The sequence below is a fragment of the Gimesia aquarii genome (assembly GCF_007748175.1).
Classification (GTDB): domain Bacteria; phylum Planctomycetota; class Planctomycetia; order Planctomycetales; family Planctomycetaceae; genus Gimesia; species Gimesia aquarii_A.
Window position 1 is genome coordinate 5,352,074 of record NZ_CP037422.1, and the last position, 17,654, is coordinate 5,369,727.

14 protein-coding genes are annotated in these 17,654 nt (G+C 46.2%); 4 read left to right on the forward strand and 10 right to left on the reverse strand.

The genetic code is table 11. The annotated features are described in order from the left end of the window. Positions 1-39: 39 nt before the first annotated feature. From V202x_RS20365 to V202x_RS20395, 7 genes are all read right to left on the reverse strand, one after another. Positions 40-411 (reverse strand): cupin domain-containing protein, encoded by a 372-nt coding sequence (locus tag V202x_RS20365; RefSeq protein WP_144985622.1) that lies wholly within the window; start codon positions 409-411, stop codon positions 40-42. Between the two features lie 129 nt (positions 412-540). Continuing rightward, the gene (locus V202x_RS20370; RefSeq protein ID WP_145178702.1) at positions 541-1,860 is read right to left on the reverse strand and encodes a DUF1552 domain-containing protein; all 1,320 of its coding nucleotides are present in this window, start codon (positions 1,858-1,860) and stop codon (positions 541-543) included. A gap of 14 nt (positions 1,861-1,874) precedes the next feature. Next, positions 1,875-4,184: a DUF1592 domain-containing protein gene (locus V202x_RS20375; RefSeq protein WP_145178703.1), complete on the reverse strand. Its 2,310-nt coding sequence runs from the start codon at positions 4,182-4,184 to the stop codon at positions 1,875-1,877. 246 nt (positions 4,185-4,430) lie between these two features. Further along, positions 4,431-5,264: a DUF6795 domain-containing protein gene (locus V202x_RS20380; RefSeq protein ID WP_145178704.1), complete on the reverse strand. Its 834-nt coding sequence runs from the start codon at positions 5,262-5,264 to the stop codon at positions 4,431-4,433. A 204-nt stretch (positions 5,265-5,468) separates the two neighbouring features. After that, positions 5,469-6,530: a DUF1559 domain-containing protein gene (locus tag V202x_RS20385; RefSeq protein ID WP_145178705.1), complete on the reverse strand. Its 1,062-nt coding sequence runs from the start codon at positions 6,528-6,530 to the stop codon at positions 5,469-5,471. Positions 6,531-6,821: 291 nt separating this feature from the next. Further along, on the reverse strand, positions 6,822-7,514 hold the full coding sequence (locus V202x_RS20390; RefSeq protein WP_409996686.1) for a DUF1080 domain-containing protein: 693 nt from the start codon (positions 7,512-7,514) through the stop codon (positions 6,822-6,824). Between the two features lie 173 nt (positions 7,515-7,687). Then, entirely contained in the window at positions 7,688-9,100 is a 1,413-nt protein-coding gene (locus tag V202x_RS20395; RefSeq protein ID WP_145178707.1) for a DUF1501 domain-containing protein, read from the reverse strand. Positions 9,101-9,527: 427 nt separating this feature from the next. On the opposite strand from V202x_RS20395, the gene V202x_RS20400 reads away from it, so the two are divergent. The 4 genes from V202x_RS20400 (at position 9,528) to V202x_RS20415 (ending at position 13,846) form a co-directional block, all read left to right on the forward strand. Beyond that, entirely contained in the window at positions 9,528-9,806 is a 279-nt protein-coding gene (locus V202x_RS20400; protein ID WP_145178708.1) for a hypothetical protein, read from the forward strand. Between the two features lie 532 nt (positions 9,807-10,338). After that, positions 10,339-10,902, forward strand: coding sequence for a sigma-70 family RNA polymerase sigma factor (locus V202x_RS20405; RefSeq protein ID WP_145178709.1), 564 nt, complete (start codon positions 10,339-10,341; stop codon positions 10,900-10,902). Then, complete coding sequence (locus V202x_RS20410) at positions 10,889-12,178, forward strand: hypothetical protein (protein ID WP_145178710.1); 1,290 nt, start codon at positions 10,889-10,891, stop codon at positions 12,176-12,178. The genes V202x_RS20405 and V202x_RS20410 overlap by 14 nt, the downstream gene beginning before the upstream one ends. A 219-nt stretch (positions 12,179-12,397) precedes the next feature. Then, positions 12,398-13,846, forward strand: coding sequence for a sulfatase (locus V202x_RS20415; RefSeq protein ID WP_145180693.1), 1,449 nt, complete (start codon positions 12,398-12,400; stop codon positions 13,844-13,846). A gap of 21 nt (positions 13,847-13,867) precedes the next feature. On the opposite strand, the gene V202x_RS20420 is transcribed toward V202x_RS20415, so the two are convergent. The 3 genes from V202x_RS20420 to V202x_RS20430 form a co-directional block, all read right to left on the reverse strand. After that, complete coding sequence (locus tag V202x_RS20420; protein WP_145178711.1) at positions 13,868-14,908, reverse strand: Gfo/Idh/MocA family protein; 1,041 nt, start codon at positions 14,906-14,908, stop codon at positions 13,868-13,870. A gap of 56 nt (positions 14,909-14,964) precedes the next feature. Further along, positions 14,965-16,251 (reverse strand): Gfo/Idh/MocA family protein, encoded by a 1,287-nt coding sequence (locus V202x_RS20425; protein ID WP_145178712.1) that lies wholly within the window; start codon positions 16,249-16,251, stop codon positions 14,965-14,967. A gap of 164 nt (positions 16,252-16,415) precedes the next feature. Then, entirely contained in the window at positions 16,416-17,528 is a 1,113-nt protein-coding gene (locus tag V202x_RS20430) for a hypothetical protein (RefSeq protein ID WP_145178713.1), read from the reverse strand. Between the last annotated feature and the right edge of the window lie 126 nt (positions 17,529-17,654).

Genomic DNA, 17,654 nt, shown 5'->3' on the forward strand with positions numbered 1-17,654 from the left:
TCGTGTATTTCGTGGTTAATAGATTTAAGAATTCATCCGCTATCGTAAATCTTCGGAATCGATGTAGATCGACTTCAGGAAGTGGGGGTTGCAGACTACGATGAAGACCAGATCGTCCTCTCCGATGTTGGTGATCCGCTGGTCTGTATCTGGCGGAATGCGTACGACGTCTCCCGGATGAACTTCGGTCGGTTCGTAGTCGCCGACTTCGACTAACCCGGTTCCGGAGAGCATAATGTAACGTTCAAACGTGCCTTTGAGTCGATGGAAACGGGTCTTTCTTCCTGGTTCGACACGTGCCCGTGCAATCGAAACTTCCGGATCAACGTCGGGGTGCGACATTTCCAGGATGTAGCAACCTTCTTCGAAATAGTATTCGTCAGCTTCCTGGGGGCGTGTGATGTGATCCATGTTACTAGTCCTTTGGTCATTTGAAGTGATTTGGACTTGTTATCGTATGGATCAAAGGCAATGAATGCCACCGAACCAAAATGAAATTTACAAAATTTTGATTCGGTGTTCTCAATGGAAGCATGAAAGTTAAGTCAGTTCGGACAAAATTCCATCGCCGCAGAAGTTCGAATTACCGAATGTTTTGATACGGTGTCCCATGCCGTGGGCGAAGGACATTAGCAGTCGATTGTGGGGAACGTTTTTGAATTGGAGTGAGCGTCCCATTTTGAAGTCCAGACCTTTACCAACGAGTACAAGGGGAACGTCATTCAAGGTATGCGAGTTGCCTTTGCCTAACTCATTCGTCCAGACCACCAGCGTGTTGTCCAGCAAAGATCCTTCGCCATTTGGTTCGGGAGTTTTATCCAGTTTTTCGACCAGATAAGCGAGTTGTTCACAGAACCACTTATTGATTTTCGTGAGTTTGTCCTGTGATTCCTGGTCTTTATCAGGCTTGTGAGATAATGAGTGATGTCCATCATCAATACCGAGCCACTTCATTCGCGCCTGACCGACTGAATTGGTATATTGCAGTGTCGCAACGCGCGCCATGTCGTTTGCCAGACTGTTGACCATCAGATCGATCTGCATCTTACTGGTGATGGGCATGTTGTCGTTGTCATTTTTGATTCCGACTTCTTGCACAGGAACTTCAACTGCCAGTTTCTGGTTTTTATTGGCTTTCAGTTCCTGTTCCATTTGACGAACATAAGATTCATGTTCTTCCAGGAGCTCACGATCCTCGCGACTTAATTTTGTTCGGACTTTTTTCAAGTCTTCGCGCACATCATCCAGAATGCTTGCCAGACTTTTGCGGTCTTTCATCTGACCATAGATTTTTTCAAACATCTGATAGGGATCGTCAATGGGGGCGATCGGTTTATTAGAACCTGCGTAGACCATCCGAGTCCAGGGATCAGCGCGATCAGGAACATTGACACCGAATTCCAATGAACCGAATCGGGTGCGTGTTTCCGGTTGGCTCTGCAGAAAGCGTTTGATTTCCTGATCAATTGAATGCCCACTGGCCCAACCAGCGGGAGTGTGTGAACCGCCTTGAATATTACCGGGTAATAATTCAATTCCCGTCAAGAGGCAGCTCATGCCGCGCATATGACTGTCGCCGTCTCCTCTGACACGGTCGGCCACACCTTTAATGACCAGCATTTGATTCTGATATGCCTTGAGCGGCTGCATGATCTCTTTGAGTTCAAATTTTTCTCCCACTTCATCGGGCCAATAGGTTTTGGGGACGATTCCATTGGGGCTGAACATCACGATCAATCGCTGCTTGCGAATGCTCGCATCAGCGGCAAAGCCGAGACTCGGTAAATGGGTTACCAGCGGTAGCACAGCCGTGGAAAGTCCGAGTTCTTTTAAAAATGCGCGGCGGGATTGGAATGTCATCGAATCTCTCTTTCTCAGGACTGAGGTTGATGTAAGGCGGCAACCTTCATAATTTCGATCAGCAGTTGTTGAATATTATAGTCAGACTTTTCAAATTGCGTGGTTAATTTTTCACGAATCTTTTCGCCATAGGCATTAATGGGCTGTTTCACAGCCTGATGAAATAACTGATCGACAAATGCTGCGTGGGCGTGTCGGTCTTTGGCAATATGTTCAGCGAGATCTCGGGCTCCATTAAATTGAATCGTTTCACCAGTGACGGAAATTAATTCCGATTTGGCATCAATCGATTTTTGAGATTCCTTTTCTCTATATCGGCCAATGGCATCAAAGTGCTCCAAGCTAAAACCAAGCGGGTTGATGATGCTATGGCACGACATACAGGCCGCAGGCTTGGTGATCAACGCTACTTTTTCGCGTGTGGTCATACCCGGCTTGAAATCTGCATCTTTGAATTCCGTGGCCTGTGGTGGTGGTTTTAATGTTCTTCCCAACAGATGACGTGTCACAAAAACGCCACGGTGGATGGGCGAGCTTAAATTGTGATAAGCAAAGTTAGCCATGAGATAAGGGTGTGTGACCACACCGGCCCGCTTGTCTTTATCCAGCGAAACTTTTTGAAAATCTTTTCCTTCCGGAAGTTTCACATTATAAACTTTGGCCAATCGGTCATTAAGATAGACATAGTCAGACAGGAGCAATTGCCGATAATCAGAAGAGCCTTTCCAGACCACATCATCGAGGAACAGATCGAGTGAGGTCCGGAGATCGGAGACCGTCAGCGCATCAAATTCCGGAAAGAGTGCTTTGTCTTTTGATAGTTCTTCCTTTTCATCTAACTGTAACCAGTGATGAAAGAAATAACGGAGCTTGGACTGTGCACGCGGATCTTTGAGCATCCGTTCTGCCTGTTGGGCGACTTGAGCCGAGGTCTTCAATTTTCCCGCTTTGGCGGCCTTATAGAGTTGTGTGTCTGGCATTGAATCCCACAAACCATATGAGAGCCGGGACGCGACTGCAAAATTGTCTACCGATTCAAACTCGCGGTCTGTATAAAGGAATCGTGGTGATTTCAAGATCAACAGGATAGCGCGTTTGACTGATGTTTCGATCGCAGTTTGCTGTTTGAAGTGTTGATCGACAAAAAATGTTTTTTGGTCGTCAGTTAAAGGACGACGAAATGCTAGCTCTGCGAAGCGATGGCAAAACTGCCTGACTTTTTCTTTACGATTTTTGTCATTCTGTTTTGTGCGTGCCATCCGGTCGAGATGTTTGATGACCTTGGTCATGATCTCGACGGCTGCCGTGGTTGTTGCTTCGTCCCAGGATTTGGAAACCGCGATACCTCGTTCGTACCCGGACACGCTGTCATCTGGCGGAAAGACGGTCGAACTGATAAACGTTCCCGGTACTTGCTGAGGAACCAGGTTCCGTTGCGGAATCACTTCCTGTGCTTTGCGAGGAGGTTTCCATTCGAGCACAACCGATGCCGATTTGTCTTTATATTTGAACAGATGCAATCGGAGCGTGTAAGGCTTGCCTGCCAACAAACGGATGGTGGCTTTATGCTCTTTGGCCCGTCCCCGAGAACTGACCCATTCATCAATAATGGGCTCTGCCTGATTCACCCATAAGCGGGCTCCATTTTCAGTTTTCAGAATGAACTCATAGTCGCCGGTTTCTTCTGCGAGGACCGAACCCTCCCACTTGATAGAGAACTCTTCGGCGTTTGTGACTTTTTCAACGGGCTTTTTATTCTCAAACTGAAAGTCCACGACGGGATCAATTCGTTGGAGAATCCGTTTGTCGCGACGTAAGCTGCGACTGTCATAGTATTCTGCATTTAAACCGCGCTTTTGATTTGTCGTTCTGGCGTGACCCAGAAAATTCGCAATTAAGTCGGCAGTGGTATACAGGTACTGTCGCACGGTCAAACGCGAAAGTTGAACGCGCGCGCTTTGCTTGGCTGACTGAGAATCTTTTGTATAAAACCGCTTGAACACATACTCTGCCACGCGTTTTGCCTCTTCACCCTGGCAGGTCTCCGGATCTTCTTCCGGCATCGTTTCATGAATGAGCATGCTCAACTCAGCCAGACTTTTATGACCTTGCAAGGGGTTTGCCTTATCGTCAACGCCTTGGCCATTGGCGGCGTGGCATTGAATACACATCTTGCGATAGATCTGCTCACCCGTAAGAGGTTTCGCTTCAATTAACTCAGCAGTACTGTGGAAACTCAAAAAGCAAAGAGTTGAGAAAAGGCAAAACGTACGAACTCTGAACTGAAAGCAGCGTCGATTCTTTCGAACAATCCTATTTCTCATCACACAGTCTCAGGCAGGGTATGTTGGAGGGCACTCTGATGGCTTTCCTATTAGGTGGGTGATGATAGGAGAGCCTTTTCTTTACACTAAGGCTATTTTATGAGTTACAAATAGCAGGGTCAAGCAAGTCTATTTCTCGTAAACCCTTTTGAATTTAAGAGTTTAGTTAATAAAAGGCCCACTTCGCATACCTGAAAACGAGGCACACTTGTTATTTTTGCCGTTCAAGGAATGAGTAGATGCCTGTTATTTGGAGATCAGTTTAAACTCTACGTCTTTATTTTTATCTTTTACTTCATATGTGAGCACAGACTTTACATTGTAAATCGCTGGGACTTGTTTTTCATAAGAGACGATTCGAACGATATGATTTCCGACTGCCGCTCCCTTGAGATCTTTTAAATAATTGAGCGAGAATTTTCCTTGTTCATCTGTGATGCCTACTGATTGTGCTGGTTTTTTATCTTCTTTCCATGTGTCCTGGGGAACAAAAGTAACCTCGGCACGTGGAAGTGGTTGACCATCAAGGGTAACAGTCCCGCTCACAATCTCCAGAGGTGGATGATCAACGGTTTTGACCATCGCAGACATTAAAGAATATAATCCATAACAGACCAAAATCACTACTGCCGCGCCGGGAAGAATCATTTTTGCATAATGTTTGCCGACTTCTTTTGCATATTGATTCTCATCCAACCATTTTTTGATTCCCGTTTTTTTCTTTTGTTTTGATTCTTCAGGTTTGGGTTTTCCTGAGTCAAAAGAATCTGTTTTGTCCGCTTTGGACGAATTCGTATGACGCAGTAATTGATTTGCAATATTACTAGACGCAGGCGCTTCCGGTTTTTTAGGAGAAGTATCCTCAGAATCATGTTCCTCAGGTTTGTGTACTTCCGAGAGCGGGGGAAGCTGAACATAGCTTGCTGAAGAGAGTTTGCTTTTTTCTTTCGCTGCAAGCACTTTTTCTTTGTCAGGAACTCTTGAAATATGGCCACATTTTGAGCAGGAGACTTTTTTGCCTATGTACTCATCGGGCGCTTTCAAGTTTTTACCACATTTGCATAAAAATCGAATCACCATTTTTTGGCCCACTGGTTATGTTAGAGTAAAAAACTTCCTGTCAGATAACATTCCTTATTCAGCACAAGCTAAAAGTCGCTTGATTGATTCGCATGTGAGAAAATTCTAGCGCTAAAGTCTTACTTTGCATCATCTTCGAAACGGAATGAAAATGAGAGACGCTTCGGTTTCTCAAAGATTCATTTCCAAACAACGTCCAGCAAATTATTCCCCTACGGGAATTCCATTCGACATGTTGCCCAAGTTAGCAAATATGAAACCATCGATATTTTCTGAGATCGCACGAACTCCACCATCGGCAAACGCAAATTGTGCAATCCCATCATGATCACTTCCGGGACCTGCGATACTGAGTGCTTTATTAGGCCCTTCTCGTGTACTGAAGAGCGTAGCGGCTCCTCCCCAGGCCCAACCATCGCGGCTTCTCAAGTTATCCAATGTGCCAGGAATTGTCAGACGTTGTGCTTCACCGACAATGATTACATTGGATGTACCATCTTTAATGTCACCCATTCTGGTACTGCTATTCACAGAGAAAACTCCAATGTCAAATGGATGCGGCGTTCTCATGATACCGGGAGGGCCGAGAGCCGTTGGCTGAATGGGTTCATTAAGATTTTGAGCTGGTGTGACAGCCCAGGTTGCTCCAGGGATACCTAAAGACAAATTGTTGAAAGCAAGACCTGAGCCGATACAACCGACATAGTCATTTCCGCCTTTGGTGAAATTAACATTCACCCTTTGCAGATTACTAAACTGGGTTAAATTCATATCACTGCGTCGAGAGGGGCAGTAATATGCAGGGATATTTGTCTGAGTTGGAGTGAAAAGCGGAGTGAAGGTATCTGTCGGTAGTAACAGGACTCCGTTCCCATAGACATTACGTTGGAAATTCCATAAGTCGTAAATCTGTGCCTGCTCGATCTGAGGTAGGATATGGAACATCCAGCTTGTTCCATGGCGCCCTGATCCATTAATGAGCGTTCCTTCAGTAGCAAACGCATAGGTGCGATCATTAGCACCGAGTCCACCATCAAAAGAGGACGTTAATTCTCCAGGAGGAAAAGTACCATGTAAGTCATGATAATTATGAAGTGCCAAAGCAATTTGCTTTAAATTGTTTTGACATGTGGAACGGCGAGCTGCTTCACGTGCCTGTTGAACTGCTGGTAAAAGGAGGGCAATAAGAATCGCAATGATTGCAATGACTACCAACAACTCAATCAACGTAAAGCCTCGAGCGAGACGCATTCGGTTTCTACGCATGGTCGTTCTCCTGAATTTGATATTAGTCTATAGATTAAACCTTTCGATATATAAGCTCTTATCAATACTCCCCACTCCATTGCTCAAGTGAGCAAACATGAAGAGATTTATTTATGATGAAGATACGGTTAATAGTTTTAGTTTGTTTAACTTTTAAGTTAATTTCTCTTATTTAAAGGGTATCAGGATTCGAATTGAGACTCAAGAAAATTATCTGTATTTAGCTGTTTGTAGACAAAAGTATCTTACTTCAATACGGCCGTTTGTATTTCCAGTATTTGTAGAAACGAACTATTTCAGAAGTGGCGCTGTTTGTGCTTTGCTTGTGACGCCGGGCGGCAGTTCCATGATCTGGATACTGCGGAACTGGATTTCTGCCCCTTCAGATTCCAGACAGAGGTATCCTTTCTTAACAGAAGCATTTCGGACGCCATTCACAAATTTCCCATTGACAGAAAGTTTCACAACACCGTCGACACAGACGACATCATAAACGTTCCATTGCCCTTTTCCTTTGCAGCGATTTTCGATGGACTTACTGCGCGTGCCACGTGGGTTATCGGGGATTGTCGTCAAACCATTGGCTCCAAAGAGTTCTCCGTGAACATAGGCAATCGGAGGGAGGGTTCCATCTTTTTTCTTGTGGAGATTGACCCACTCCAGTTCCAGCATTTGAATTTCCATACCTTTGGGCAAGCGTTTGCCTTCGGGGACGGTGCCTTCACTCCAGGCAAACACGCCTGAATTTCCACCCGCTTCCATATGGCGCCATTCCACATGGAGCAGAAAGTTTTCGTACTGTTTCTCAGTTCGCATCACACCGATGGGGTGTCCAGTGCAGATCAATATGCCATCGCGAACGAACCAGGTATCTTTGTCGGTGTTAACATTCACCCAGCCGGTGAGATCTTTGCCATTGAAGAGAGGCTTGTAATGTGGGAGGTCTTCTGAATGGCCGGCATTTGGAATGCAAAGCAGAGTCAGAGAAAAGCAGAACAAGGTAGTGATGCTATGTTTCACGGTAGAGTCTCTCCTGTTGGGAAGCCGTTGGGATGTGGTTTAAGTGCAGTTCGTTAGTTTCAAACACAGATAGCGATCATACCGGCAGTAAAAGCGTGAAACAAGTTGTTTGCTGCAGTGGATGTGTAATTCACATCTCACGCAAGTTCCATCAGACGCTGACCTTCATCGAGCAGGTATTGCGGTCGGCCACGTGGATCGATGAGGGTGACGGCATGTGGATCAATTCCCAGGTTATGGTACAGCGTGGCGAAGACATCTTTATAATCGACGGGGCGTTGAATCACTGCACTGGCGGTGCGGTCTGTTTTGCCGATGACCTGTCCTGTCTGCATGCCTCCACCGGCGAGAATAGCAGGGCCAACACGTGGCCAATGATCGCGGCCTCCCTTTTTGGAATTGATGCGAGGTGTCCGCCCAAATTCTCCCCAGGCAACGATTGTGACATCATCCAGCATCCCGCGTTCTTCGAGGTCTGTTACCAGAGTCGTGAGACCATGATCGACAATCGGCAATATTTGTCGCAGGCGATCAAAGTTGCTGCTATGAGTATCAAAATCACTGATGGAAATACTCACGCAACGAACACCCGCTTCAATGAGCCGGCGGGCTAATAGAAATTTTTTCACCGCGTCTGGTCCTTCCGTTGTATAAAAACGGGGATCAGCTTTGCGAGACAGGGGAGTATAGCGCGCTAAGCTGGCGGGATCTTCTTTGGAAAAGTCCATCGCGTCAGCCATTCGACCCGATGTCAGAATGCTCACCGCTTGTTGAGAAAAACGATCCATCGCATCCATCATGCCGCTTGCATCAACCTGACGCCGAATGGAATCTAATTCGGAAAGTAACGTTGTACGGTTTTCCAGACGTTGGATGCTGAGCGAAGGATTCAGTTTCAAACTGACTTGATGGTCTGTCCCCAGTCGTTTGAGTTCACCTTGCATCCCTTTTTCCAGCTCACGTTTGAATAACTCTGAGATATCGGGGCGAAAGGGCTGATGTGCGGGGCCTAAAAAACCGGGACGCGCACTATTTCGGACTAAACCTCGACCCTGCATGATATCAACAAAGGAAGGGGCGCGATCTTGAGGTGAGCCTTTGAGTTTGGAAATCACGGAACCCAGTGCAGGGCGACCCCCCACCGAGAGCATGTCTTTTTTACGAAAGCCGGACTGGCACTGAAAGGCATCGTGCACACCAGCAGATCCTACCAGGGATCGAATGAAGGCAAACTGATTTGCATTCGCTGCTATCCGCGGCAACATCTCACAGAGCTTCAGCCCCGACACATTCGTAGCAATCGGTTGGAATTCCCCACGAATCTCCGCAGGGGCCTCCGGTTTCAAATCGATCATATCCATATGCGGAGGGCCACCATCCAGATGGACATTGATGATGGCCTTGGAAGAGGCGCGAACTCCTGCCTGTTCTTCAGCCCGCAACAAGTCTGCCAGTGTGAATCCCGTGAGTCCCAGCACTCCTGCTTGAAGAAAGGTACGACGAGAGCAGGCCTGATGTCGCTGTATGTTTGAGCTTTTGAATGACAGCATCGCTTCCCTTTCTTGTCAGACACGACAGCACTAAGCCGATTTGGAATCGCCTTTTGAGAAGGTCGAAATACGTATCAACGTTTGTTTATAACAAAAGAGACTCAATCGGCTCAAGCGTGATTCCGCAATTAACAGAAATCTCCGCGAGTCTTTTAATTAGCGAACAGCAAATTATGCAGTGATATATCGGGCTTTCCATCAATTTGGATGCAGATCATCTCAATAACATAAAACAGGATGATGTTGTCAGGTTTCGGTGTGTCTGAGCTATTAGGATGGTTTTTCATACGAGAAGTGGGAGGTATTTCCGTTGCCTTTCCAGATAGGTAAAGCCTGATGAAATCAGGTTTATGGTTAGATTTTTTAATGGTCAGCAAGCTTAATGCTCAAGGTGGGTTTTAAGTATGAGAACTTCAGGAGCAATCCAATGCGTTTCACTCTACCAACGGCTTTTTGTTCGGCGATGACTTTGGCTGGCATGTTCTGTTTTGCTTTTGTTCTATTTGCTGAACCGCCGGAAGAGAAAAAAAGCAGTGTGAGTGTGAAACCAAAATCCGTCGATTCAAGTCGGAAAACGGAAACTCAAAAGGCTTCGAAGAAACGTCTTGTATTCGTAGAAGTAGCGGGCGTGCGAAATCAACACGACTATCGCTGGGAACTATTCTGTTTGAGTTGCCAGCAATTTTTTTATAACGATGCAGCTTGAATGAAACTCTCTGCGCGCGATTTCTATGAAGTTCTTTCTAAATTGGAGAGAAGTAGAAGGCAAAGCAGAAGAACTAGAGAGACGTCTTTGGCCATGTTAAGGATGGCTAAAGCGGGATGTTAATCATGACAACGTGAACAATTTTTCTTTTGTATTCACGAGAAATTCATAATTCAAAAACAGAGCCTCATTTTTGTCGATAAGTGGCCGATTTCAGCTGTTTTGAAAAGTCGGACTCTTGCGCTTAACTGTATATCGCAGAAATGCCCAAAACGTTAACAACTATTTTCAAAAAAAACGAAATTCCTGCGTATTGCCATCTTTTTGCGTTAATGAATAAAACTTCTTAGTGATCTTCATCAACTCTTAACAGATTCTACTAGAATATAAAATATTGAGATTACTGACGCGATGTATTAAAGTTTGCAAATTAAATCAGACATGATTTTTATTAGCTATTCGTTTAGTTATGTCATAACGAAACTTCGGAACTCATTCAATAATCAGCAAATAGAAGAGACGCACTAGTCCGATGAATGCGACACAAACAACAACACTTCAAGTCGATTCTGCACGCAGCCGAGCAGATTTGGCACGCAACTGGGTCAAAGTTCAACCTTCATTGATGGCATTTGTGGTGGCATCAACTCCACAGTTCAATGATGCAGAGGACTTACTGCAAGAGGTCGCAGCAGAAGTCGCATTACGTTATGATGAGTATGACAGTTCTCGCCCTTTTTTGCCTTGGGCTTTGTGGATTGCAAAGCTCAAAATTGCCGACTACTACCGAGGGAAACGCCGCGATCGAGTATTGTTCATGGGTGAGGCCATGGATGCACTCGCTGATGCCTGCTCTCGTGTCCAACGCTTGATGTCAGAAGAACGGGATCTCTTGGAATACTGTCTTGATCAATTGACTGATCGATCCCGGCGTTTGTTAGGGCTGCGTTATACAGATGATTTGAAGCCTAAAGAAATTGCCAGTGAGTTAGGAACATCAACTGGCTCAGTACGGGTGACTCTCTCCCGTATTCGTACCAGCTTAATGGATTGCGTTCAAAAACGAGCCGCCGGTGAAGCGAATGTCGGAAACTAACGAACTTAAAGAAGTCACAGCTCTCGAAAATATTGACGCATATCTGGACGGTGAAGATCTTTCGCTGGAAGAAGCGCAAAAGTTAGAGCAGTGGATTAAGTCAGACAGCGACAACGCCGATCAGGCCTTTCGTCGTGTGTTTCTGCATTCTTATCTTAGACAGCGGTTCCAGGTCCGATCCATTGGTGAAGCCCAAATCAAAGAGATGCAGTCTCAGCAAAAAGAACCATTGGTTCTACCTTCTGAATCTGAAATCGAAGTCAAATCCCGTCAGACGACACCACAAAAGCAAACACGAAGGAGAAAACGAGATACACTTCTGACTTGGCGTTGGTTCCTGATGATCGGAATAGGAATCGTTTCCACTATTAACCTGGCTGTTTTGTTTATCAAAGATTTTCAACTTCCCTATGACGAAGACAAAGCGTTTGAAACGCTTTTTCAGCAGTCTGATTATGCTAAAAAAACGTTTCTGATGGCGCGCATCGCGGCTCAACCTTTTTTATATGAAGGATTTGATTATTCAGAAGCACTTCTGGATGAAAAGGAATCCAAAGGTGCCACCGGTTTGAATGGAGGGCAGGGATGGTCCGGACCCTGGATCGACAAGGGGCCCAAGTACGCTGCCATTATTCATGACCCGAAACGACAGACTTCGGGTGGTAATGATATGCGGTTGTTTGGTTCTCTCGGATTTTCTGATCAATATGGGAATATGCTCTTAACAGAAGGTGGCCAATTTCGTTCGGGGGGGCCTGCAGAATCTGTGACGGTACGTCACATTGATCTGCAACAGGTCCCTTATGCATTATCCGACGAAAAGGGTTTTGGAGCCGACGGAGAAACGGTCTGGCTCAGTTTCATGGCGCAATCCTATGATAATGCAGGTGAGGGGCGCTACGCTTATATCGATTTTGGAAACGAAGAATCGAGCCTGCGAATCGGAAAGTTGGCTTCGGCTCCCAGAGGAAACTGGGCTGCCGCGGGACAAGTCAATGGAACCGAATATAATACGACTTCGAGTGACGTGCTTTCAGGGCAGGTTGTCCTGATTGTGGCCCGGATTCTCTTTCGTCCCGGTGCTGAAGAAGTTGCCATGTGGTTGAATCCTCCTCTCAACCAAATTCCTGATCTGGGAGATGTGGACTTGCGATTAATGACGCCGGATCTGAGAATCGAGCGTGTCAAAATAGTCAGTCAATACTCAACTGACTTCGATGAACTGCGCGTAGGAGTCTCTTTTGTCGATGTGATTCCATCCCCTGATGAAAATTGAATCTATGACACAGGTGTAGATTTCATTTGTTTTCTCTTTTCTTGTTTGCCTCCGATTCTATTTTGAAGCTTCAGGGAGAGTTGATTTCAAAGCTTTTAAAGATTGAGTTGCTGAAGGTGTTGTTGCTCCATAGAATGGAATGGAGAATCCACAGGCTGAACTTCAGCTGTTCACTTTTTGCTTTTGATCGGGAATCAGATGAGACTTTCTTGTGTAATGATGCTGATATCGTTGTTCCTGGGTTTACCTCAGTTCTCAGAGAAAGGAAACGCGGCGGAAAATCAATATAATGTGTTGTTTATCATTTCCGATGACCTGACAGCGACCGCGCTTTCCTGTTATGGCAACAAAGTCTGTCACACTCCCAACATTGATAAAATTGCTGCGAAAGGAACACGTTTTACTCGCGCTTATTGTCAGGCCACCTACTGCGGACCCTCCCGGGCTTCGTTTATGTCGGGCTATTATCCACATGCTTCATTGGCCTTTGGTTATGTGAGTCCGCGTTCCTATATTGGTGACCGGCCTACCTGGTCACAACACTTCAAGAACAATGGGTATTACACCGCGCGGGTGAGCAAGATTTATCATATGGGAGTACCCGGAGATATTGAAAAAGGAAGCAATGGCACTGATGATCCTGCGTCGTGGACCGAACGCTTTAATAGCCAGGGACCGGAATGGAAAGCGCCTGGAAACGGCGAGACTTTGGAAAACAATCCCGATGGAAAGAAACCTGCCGTTGGGGGAAATACATTTGTCGTTGTGGAAGCGGACGGGGATGATCTTGTGCACTCCGACGGCAAGACAGCACAAAAAGCGGTGGAGCTGATAGAGACACACAAAGAGAAACCGTTTTTTCTGGGCGTAGGTTTTGTCAGACCGCACGTGCCGTTTGTCGCTCCTAAATCTTACTATCCTCCGTTCCTGCCTTATGGAAAGCATATTCTTCCCAAAAAGGTGAAAGGGGACTGGGATGATATTCCAAAGTTCGGCATTAATTACAAAACCAGTGTGAACATGAAGATGGATCTCCGCCGGCAGAAAAAAGCGGTTGGTGGTTATCTGGCTTCGGTGGCTTACATGGACGCACAGGTCGGAAAATTGCTGGATGCTTTAAAACGTGCGGGGATTGAGGACAAGACGATTGTGATCTTTACCAGCGATCATGGCTATCACCTGGGCGAACATGATTTCTGGGCCAAGGTCAGCTTGCATGAAGAGTCGGCGGCGGTTCCGTTGATTATCAGTGTGCCTGGCAAGAAACCGGCCGTCTGTCATTCTCTCACCGAGTTGCTTGATTTGTATCCGACGATCACAAGCTTGTGCGGCTTAAAAATTCCAAACGGAATTCAAGGTCAAGATCTTTCTGGCATGCTGGACGATCCTAGTGTGAGTGTGAGAGATGCTGCCTTTAGTGTGGATCCGCGAAATAAAGGGAATCGAGGTTTCCTCCTTCGCGATGACCGCTGGGCCTTCATTCAATATAAAGAAGATGCTTCCGAGGGTGTGGAATTATACGACATGCAACATGATCCGCAGCAATTCACAAATCTAGCAGAAAAACCCGAGCATCAGTCCAAAGTCGCTGAATTTAAGAAACGACTTGCGAAAAAGCTGAAAGCAATCCGCACGAATGATCTGGGGCATACCTACACGAAAAAATAAGATGTACATAAGAGGACAAAATCAATTGACGGGAATGCTTTGCGTTTGTCCTGTCTCGGCTGCTTTGTAAGCGGCGTAGATCGTTCTGAGAACCTGTAAGCTGTCGTGGCTGGTAAGCGTGGGCGGTTCCTTTTCCAGTACAGACCTGACTGCGGCATGCACACAGGGAGTATAGCCCCGAGGTTGAATGGGACCTTCAAACTTGTGAATGGTTCCGGGTTTGTCATCATTCAGAGACCATTGTAAATGTTTGCCAGTCGAATAATCCATTTCCAGCCAGCCTTTGGAACCCCAGATTTTAATTAACGACTGCTTGCCCCGTTTAGTGTAATAACCGGAAGTGATCGTGCCTAAAAATCCTTTATCGAATTTCAGGCTGAGTGCTGCGGAATCTTCGACGTCAATGGGCTGTCCACCGACATTGGTGATGAAACCGCACACATCCGTGATTTTTGAATCCGTGATGTACATTCCCAGATCGAGCCAGTGAATTCCCAGCCAGATGAGGTGACCGCCGCCAGCACGCTTTTTTTGAGCAAACCAGCCAGCCTGATAACTTTTGCTTGTCAATCTCGTCTGATCGGCAATGAAGTTGAGTTCAATGCCATAAATCTTACCGAAGGTTCCTTTGCGGATCATACGACGCGCGGCTTTGACTTCCGGATTATTACGATTTGCTAAAGCCAGCATCAGATTGAGATGTTTTCCGTCTGCTTTTTGCACCAACGCTTCAAATTGTTCGATGTTCGTGCAGGATGGCTTTTCAGCAAACACAGGACAGCCATGTTCTAGCGCGAGATCAATGGCCGCCGGTGACTGGATGGCTTCCATGGTGATCAAAGCCATGTCGGGCTTTTCTTTTTTAAACAATTTTTGGGGATCGTCATAAACCCGGGTTAATTTATCGCCCAGTTTGTTGCGTGCCGTTGCGACATGTTTCTGGCTGGGATCACAGAGAATGACTTCGCTGACGTCCTCGCAGGAAGCGAGTGCCGGATAGTAGGCGCCCAAATGTGCGGATGTGTCATTGATGAGAAGGGCGACGATTGCCTTGTCTGCCATGAAACTGCTTTCTCTTAAAACGAAATGGGATTAGCTGTCATTATTGACTCAAAGGTTCAAATTCGGGGTAGCTCAAAACCGTCTCGATAATCACGGATCAGATAGCGGTTGGCTTCCTTGTCTTCAGGGAACGTTTCCGTTTTCGGATCAAATACGAGCCGACGCCCCGTGCGATACGAAATATTTCCGAGGTGGCTGAGCATGGAAGAATAATGGCCTTCCTCAATTTCTGCTAACAGGTTTTCGGATTTACGACTTTTGACACAGTCAATAAAGTTTTGATAGTGGGTTGGTGTATCCTGCCATTTCTGCTCATAGGCGGGACCGCGCTTATGCTTATAAAAGATTCGATAGCCGGATCGATCGACCATCATAAAGCCTTTATCGCCGTAGAAAATGTTATCGTTATCATGGCGATGTGCCTGCATGCGGTACGGCGTGAAATCACGCTGTTCGTAGACATAGAGCAGATCGTCGTATTCCCAGGTGACGACCATGGTGTCGGGGGTTTCCTGTGCATCTCCTTTGGAGCCGAGCTTGGCACCACTGCAGGAGACGGCATTCGGTGCTTTTAAATTCAGAGCCCAGCGGCCAATATCAATCTGGTGTACGCCGTCATTTCCAATATCACCGGTGCCAAAGTCCCAGGTCCAATGCCATGAGGTATGAAAGCGATTTCTATTAAAGGGGCGTTTTTTCGCAGGACCTAACCAGAGGTCGTAGTTCACTCCTTGGGGAACAGGCTCATCGGGGCGGTGGGCATAGAGCGCGCGCCGTTGGTTATTGATGGCCTTGACCATCATGACTTTGCCGATGGCACCATCCTGAATTTGCTTCCACGCTTTTTCATAAACGGGAGTGGCTCGTAAATTGGTACCATGCTGGACAACGCGTTTATATTTGCGGGCTGCATTGACCAATTGGCGACCTTCATGAATATTATGCGAACAGGGCTTTTCCACATATACATCTTTGCCCGCCTGACAGGCCATGATCGCCGCCGGCGTATGCCAATGATCGGGGGTCGCGATCACAATCGCATCAATGGTGTTTCCATCGAGTAGAGTACGAAAATCTTCGACGAGCCGGGGACGTTTGCCTGAAGACTTTTCAACCTGATCTGCCATCTGGCCAGATCGGTTTTCATCCGGATCACATAAGGCGACAAGTTGACTTTCTGGCAAACTGGAGAACCACTTAGCCAACCCGCGTCCGCGACCGCCACAACCGACGAGTGCGACGTTGACTTTTTCATTCGCAGAGACGGCTGTATGTCCGACCGCTGACATTCCAGCCCAAACAAGAGACGCTCCCAAAAATCCCCGACGGCTCACATCACTCATAGCGGATCTCCTCGCATGTTGACATTGCTAATGTGTAAACTGCTATAAATGATCCTAAACAACACAGAATGATACATCAAGGGCTATTGATGCTTTGGGGTCTTTCGTTATCAAGAGGGTTCTTAGTACTCGAAAGTTCTCGGAACTAAAAAGAACCTTTCATGCTAGTAGTCTTCGTCCTCGTCTTCATCGTAGGGGGGCGATAGATAAATCTCGCCTTTCCAGGGGTGGTTTGTTGAACCATGTAGTGAGTATTTTTTATCTGCAGGTAATAAATCTAATGCCCTATGGAATCCGTCCATGATTGAGTCCGCTGAATTGAAGAGCGATTTCAGTTGAGTCTCTGTTCGTTCATAAAGATCATCATCTTCATCGAAATCATCACTGTAGGAGATGGTATCTGCTAGCTCAGAGATAATCGATTCAACATCAGACCGTTCATGTACAATAAAGATCCGGTCGACCATCTCCTCCCATTCATCACCTGACATGTTGGTTTCTTTTAGATAAGTCTTACGAATCTGTTCATCGATAAAGTAACTGATTTCTTGTTTCCAGGGCTGTTTCACCATTTCAATCTCTTCGTCTGAAAGGTCTGTGCGGCCTTCCTTGGCGGAAACCCGCATGACTTCTTCTGTTGTGATCCCTCCTCGCTCGATGCGCCAATCCATAGTACGCGCCCAGGATTTCTTGAATACTTCTTCAAAGCTTTTATCCGTATGGTCGACGACGGTTTTTCCGGCGATTTCTTCTAGCATCCGATTGTGCAATTGATTGACATGACTTTCATCAGAGAGATTCAGATGATCCATTCTGATCATTTTGCTGAATTCAGGGTGGTCCATTCCATCATCGGGGGCCGTACTGACCGTGATCTGTGTTCCGTCTGACATTTCACAAACCAGATCCAGATAAAATGCGTTTGCCTGATCGACTTCATAGATTAAAGCGAAGCCCGGTAAATCAGGGTTTTTGAATCCCAGCATTTTGACATGCACAGGAGCATATGAGTCGAATGATCCTGCAACCCAATACCCTAAGCTTTCCAGTGCTTCCGTCGTTGATTTTTTCTTCGCTGAATCAGTCCATTCGAGCTGATCATTTTTTTCCAACTCAATACGAAGTGGTGGAACGCCCACGCCTCCCATATTTGAGAGTGCTTCTGCTAAATGCGAAGAAAATTTTCTGAGCTTGAATTTAATCCAAAACCAGATGAGCAGAATTAAAATCACAAAGCCTAAAATAACGCCGAGAGCAACGTAGAGGATCATGATCATCGGGCTTCCGTTCTACCAGTTGGATACAGGGAATGGATGTCCCAACTGGAATATCAAATTTTGGAATGCAAATTCAGAGAGGTAACCTCAACAACTACTAAGGTACCAATCTGAAAATGATGATCA

Coding starts and splice junctions, on each gene's coding strand:
- V202x_RS20395 (WP_145178707.1), bottom strand. CDS start 9,100: ATGCTGTCATTCAAAAGCTCAAACATACAGCGACATCAGGCCTGCTCT.
- V202x_RS20380 (WP_145178704.1), bottom strand. CDS start 5,264: ATGGTGATTCGATTTTTATGCAAATGTGGTAAAAACTTGAAAGCGCCC.
- V202x_RS20375 (WP_145178703.1), bottom strand. CDS start 4,184: ATGAGAAATAGGATTGTTCGAAAGAATCGACGCTGCTTTCAGTTCAGA.
- V202x_RS20410 (WP_145178710.1), top strand. CDS start 10,889: ATGTCGGAAACTAACGAACTTAAAGAAGTCACAGCTCTCGAAAATATT.
- V202x_RS20370 (WP_145178702.1), bottom strand. CDS start 1,860: ATGACATTCCAATCCCGCCGCGCATTTTTAAAAGAACTCGGACTTTCC.
- V202x_RS20365 (WP_144985622.1), bottom strand. CDS start 411: ATGGATCACATCACACGCCCCCAGGAAGCTGACGAATACTATTTCGAA.
- V202x_RS20425 (WP_145178712.1), bottom strand. CDS start 16,251: ATGAGTGATGTGAGCCGTCGGGGATTTTTGGGAGCGTCTCTTGTTTGG.
- V202x_RS20405 (WP_145178709.1), top strand. CDS start 10,339: ATGAATGCGACACAAACAACAACACTTCAAGTCGATTCTGCACGCAGC.
- V202x_RS20385 (WP_145178705.1), bottom strand. CDS start 6,530: ATGCGTAGAAACCGAATGCGTCTCGCTCGAGGCTTTACGTTGATTGAG.
- V202x_RS20415 (WP_145180693.1), top strand. CDS start 12,398: ATGCTGATATCGTTGTTCCTGGGTTTACCTCAGTTCTCAGAGAAAGGA.
- V202x_RS20400 (WP_145178708.1), top strand. CDS start 9,528: ATGCGTTTCACTCTACCAACGGCTTTTTGTTCGGCGATGACTTTGGCT.
- V202x_RS20430 (WP_145178713.1), bottom strand. CDS start 17,528: ATGATCATGATCCTCTACGTTGCTCTCGGCGTTATTTTAGGCTTTGTG.
- V202x_RS20420 (WP_145178711.1), bottom strand. CDS start 14,908: ATGGCAGACAAGGCAATCGTCGCCCTTCTCATCAATGACACATCCGCA.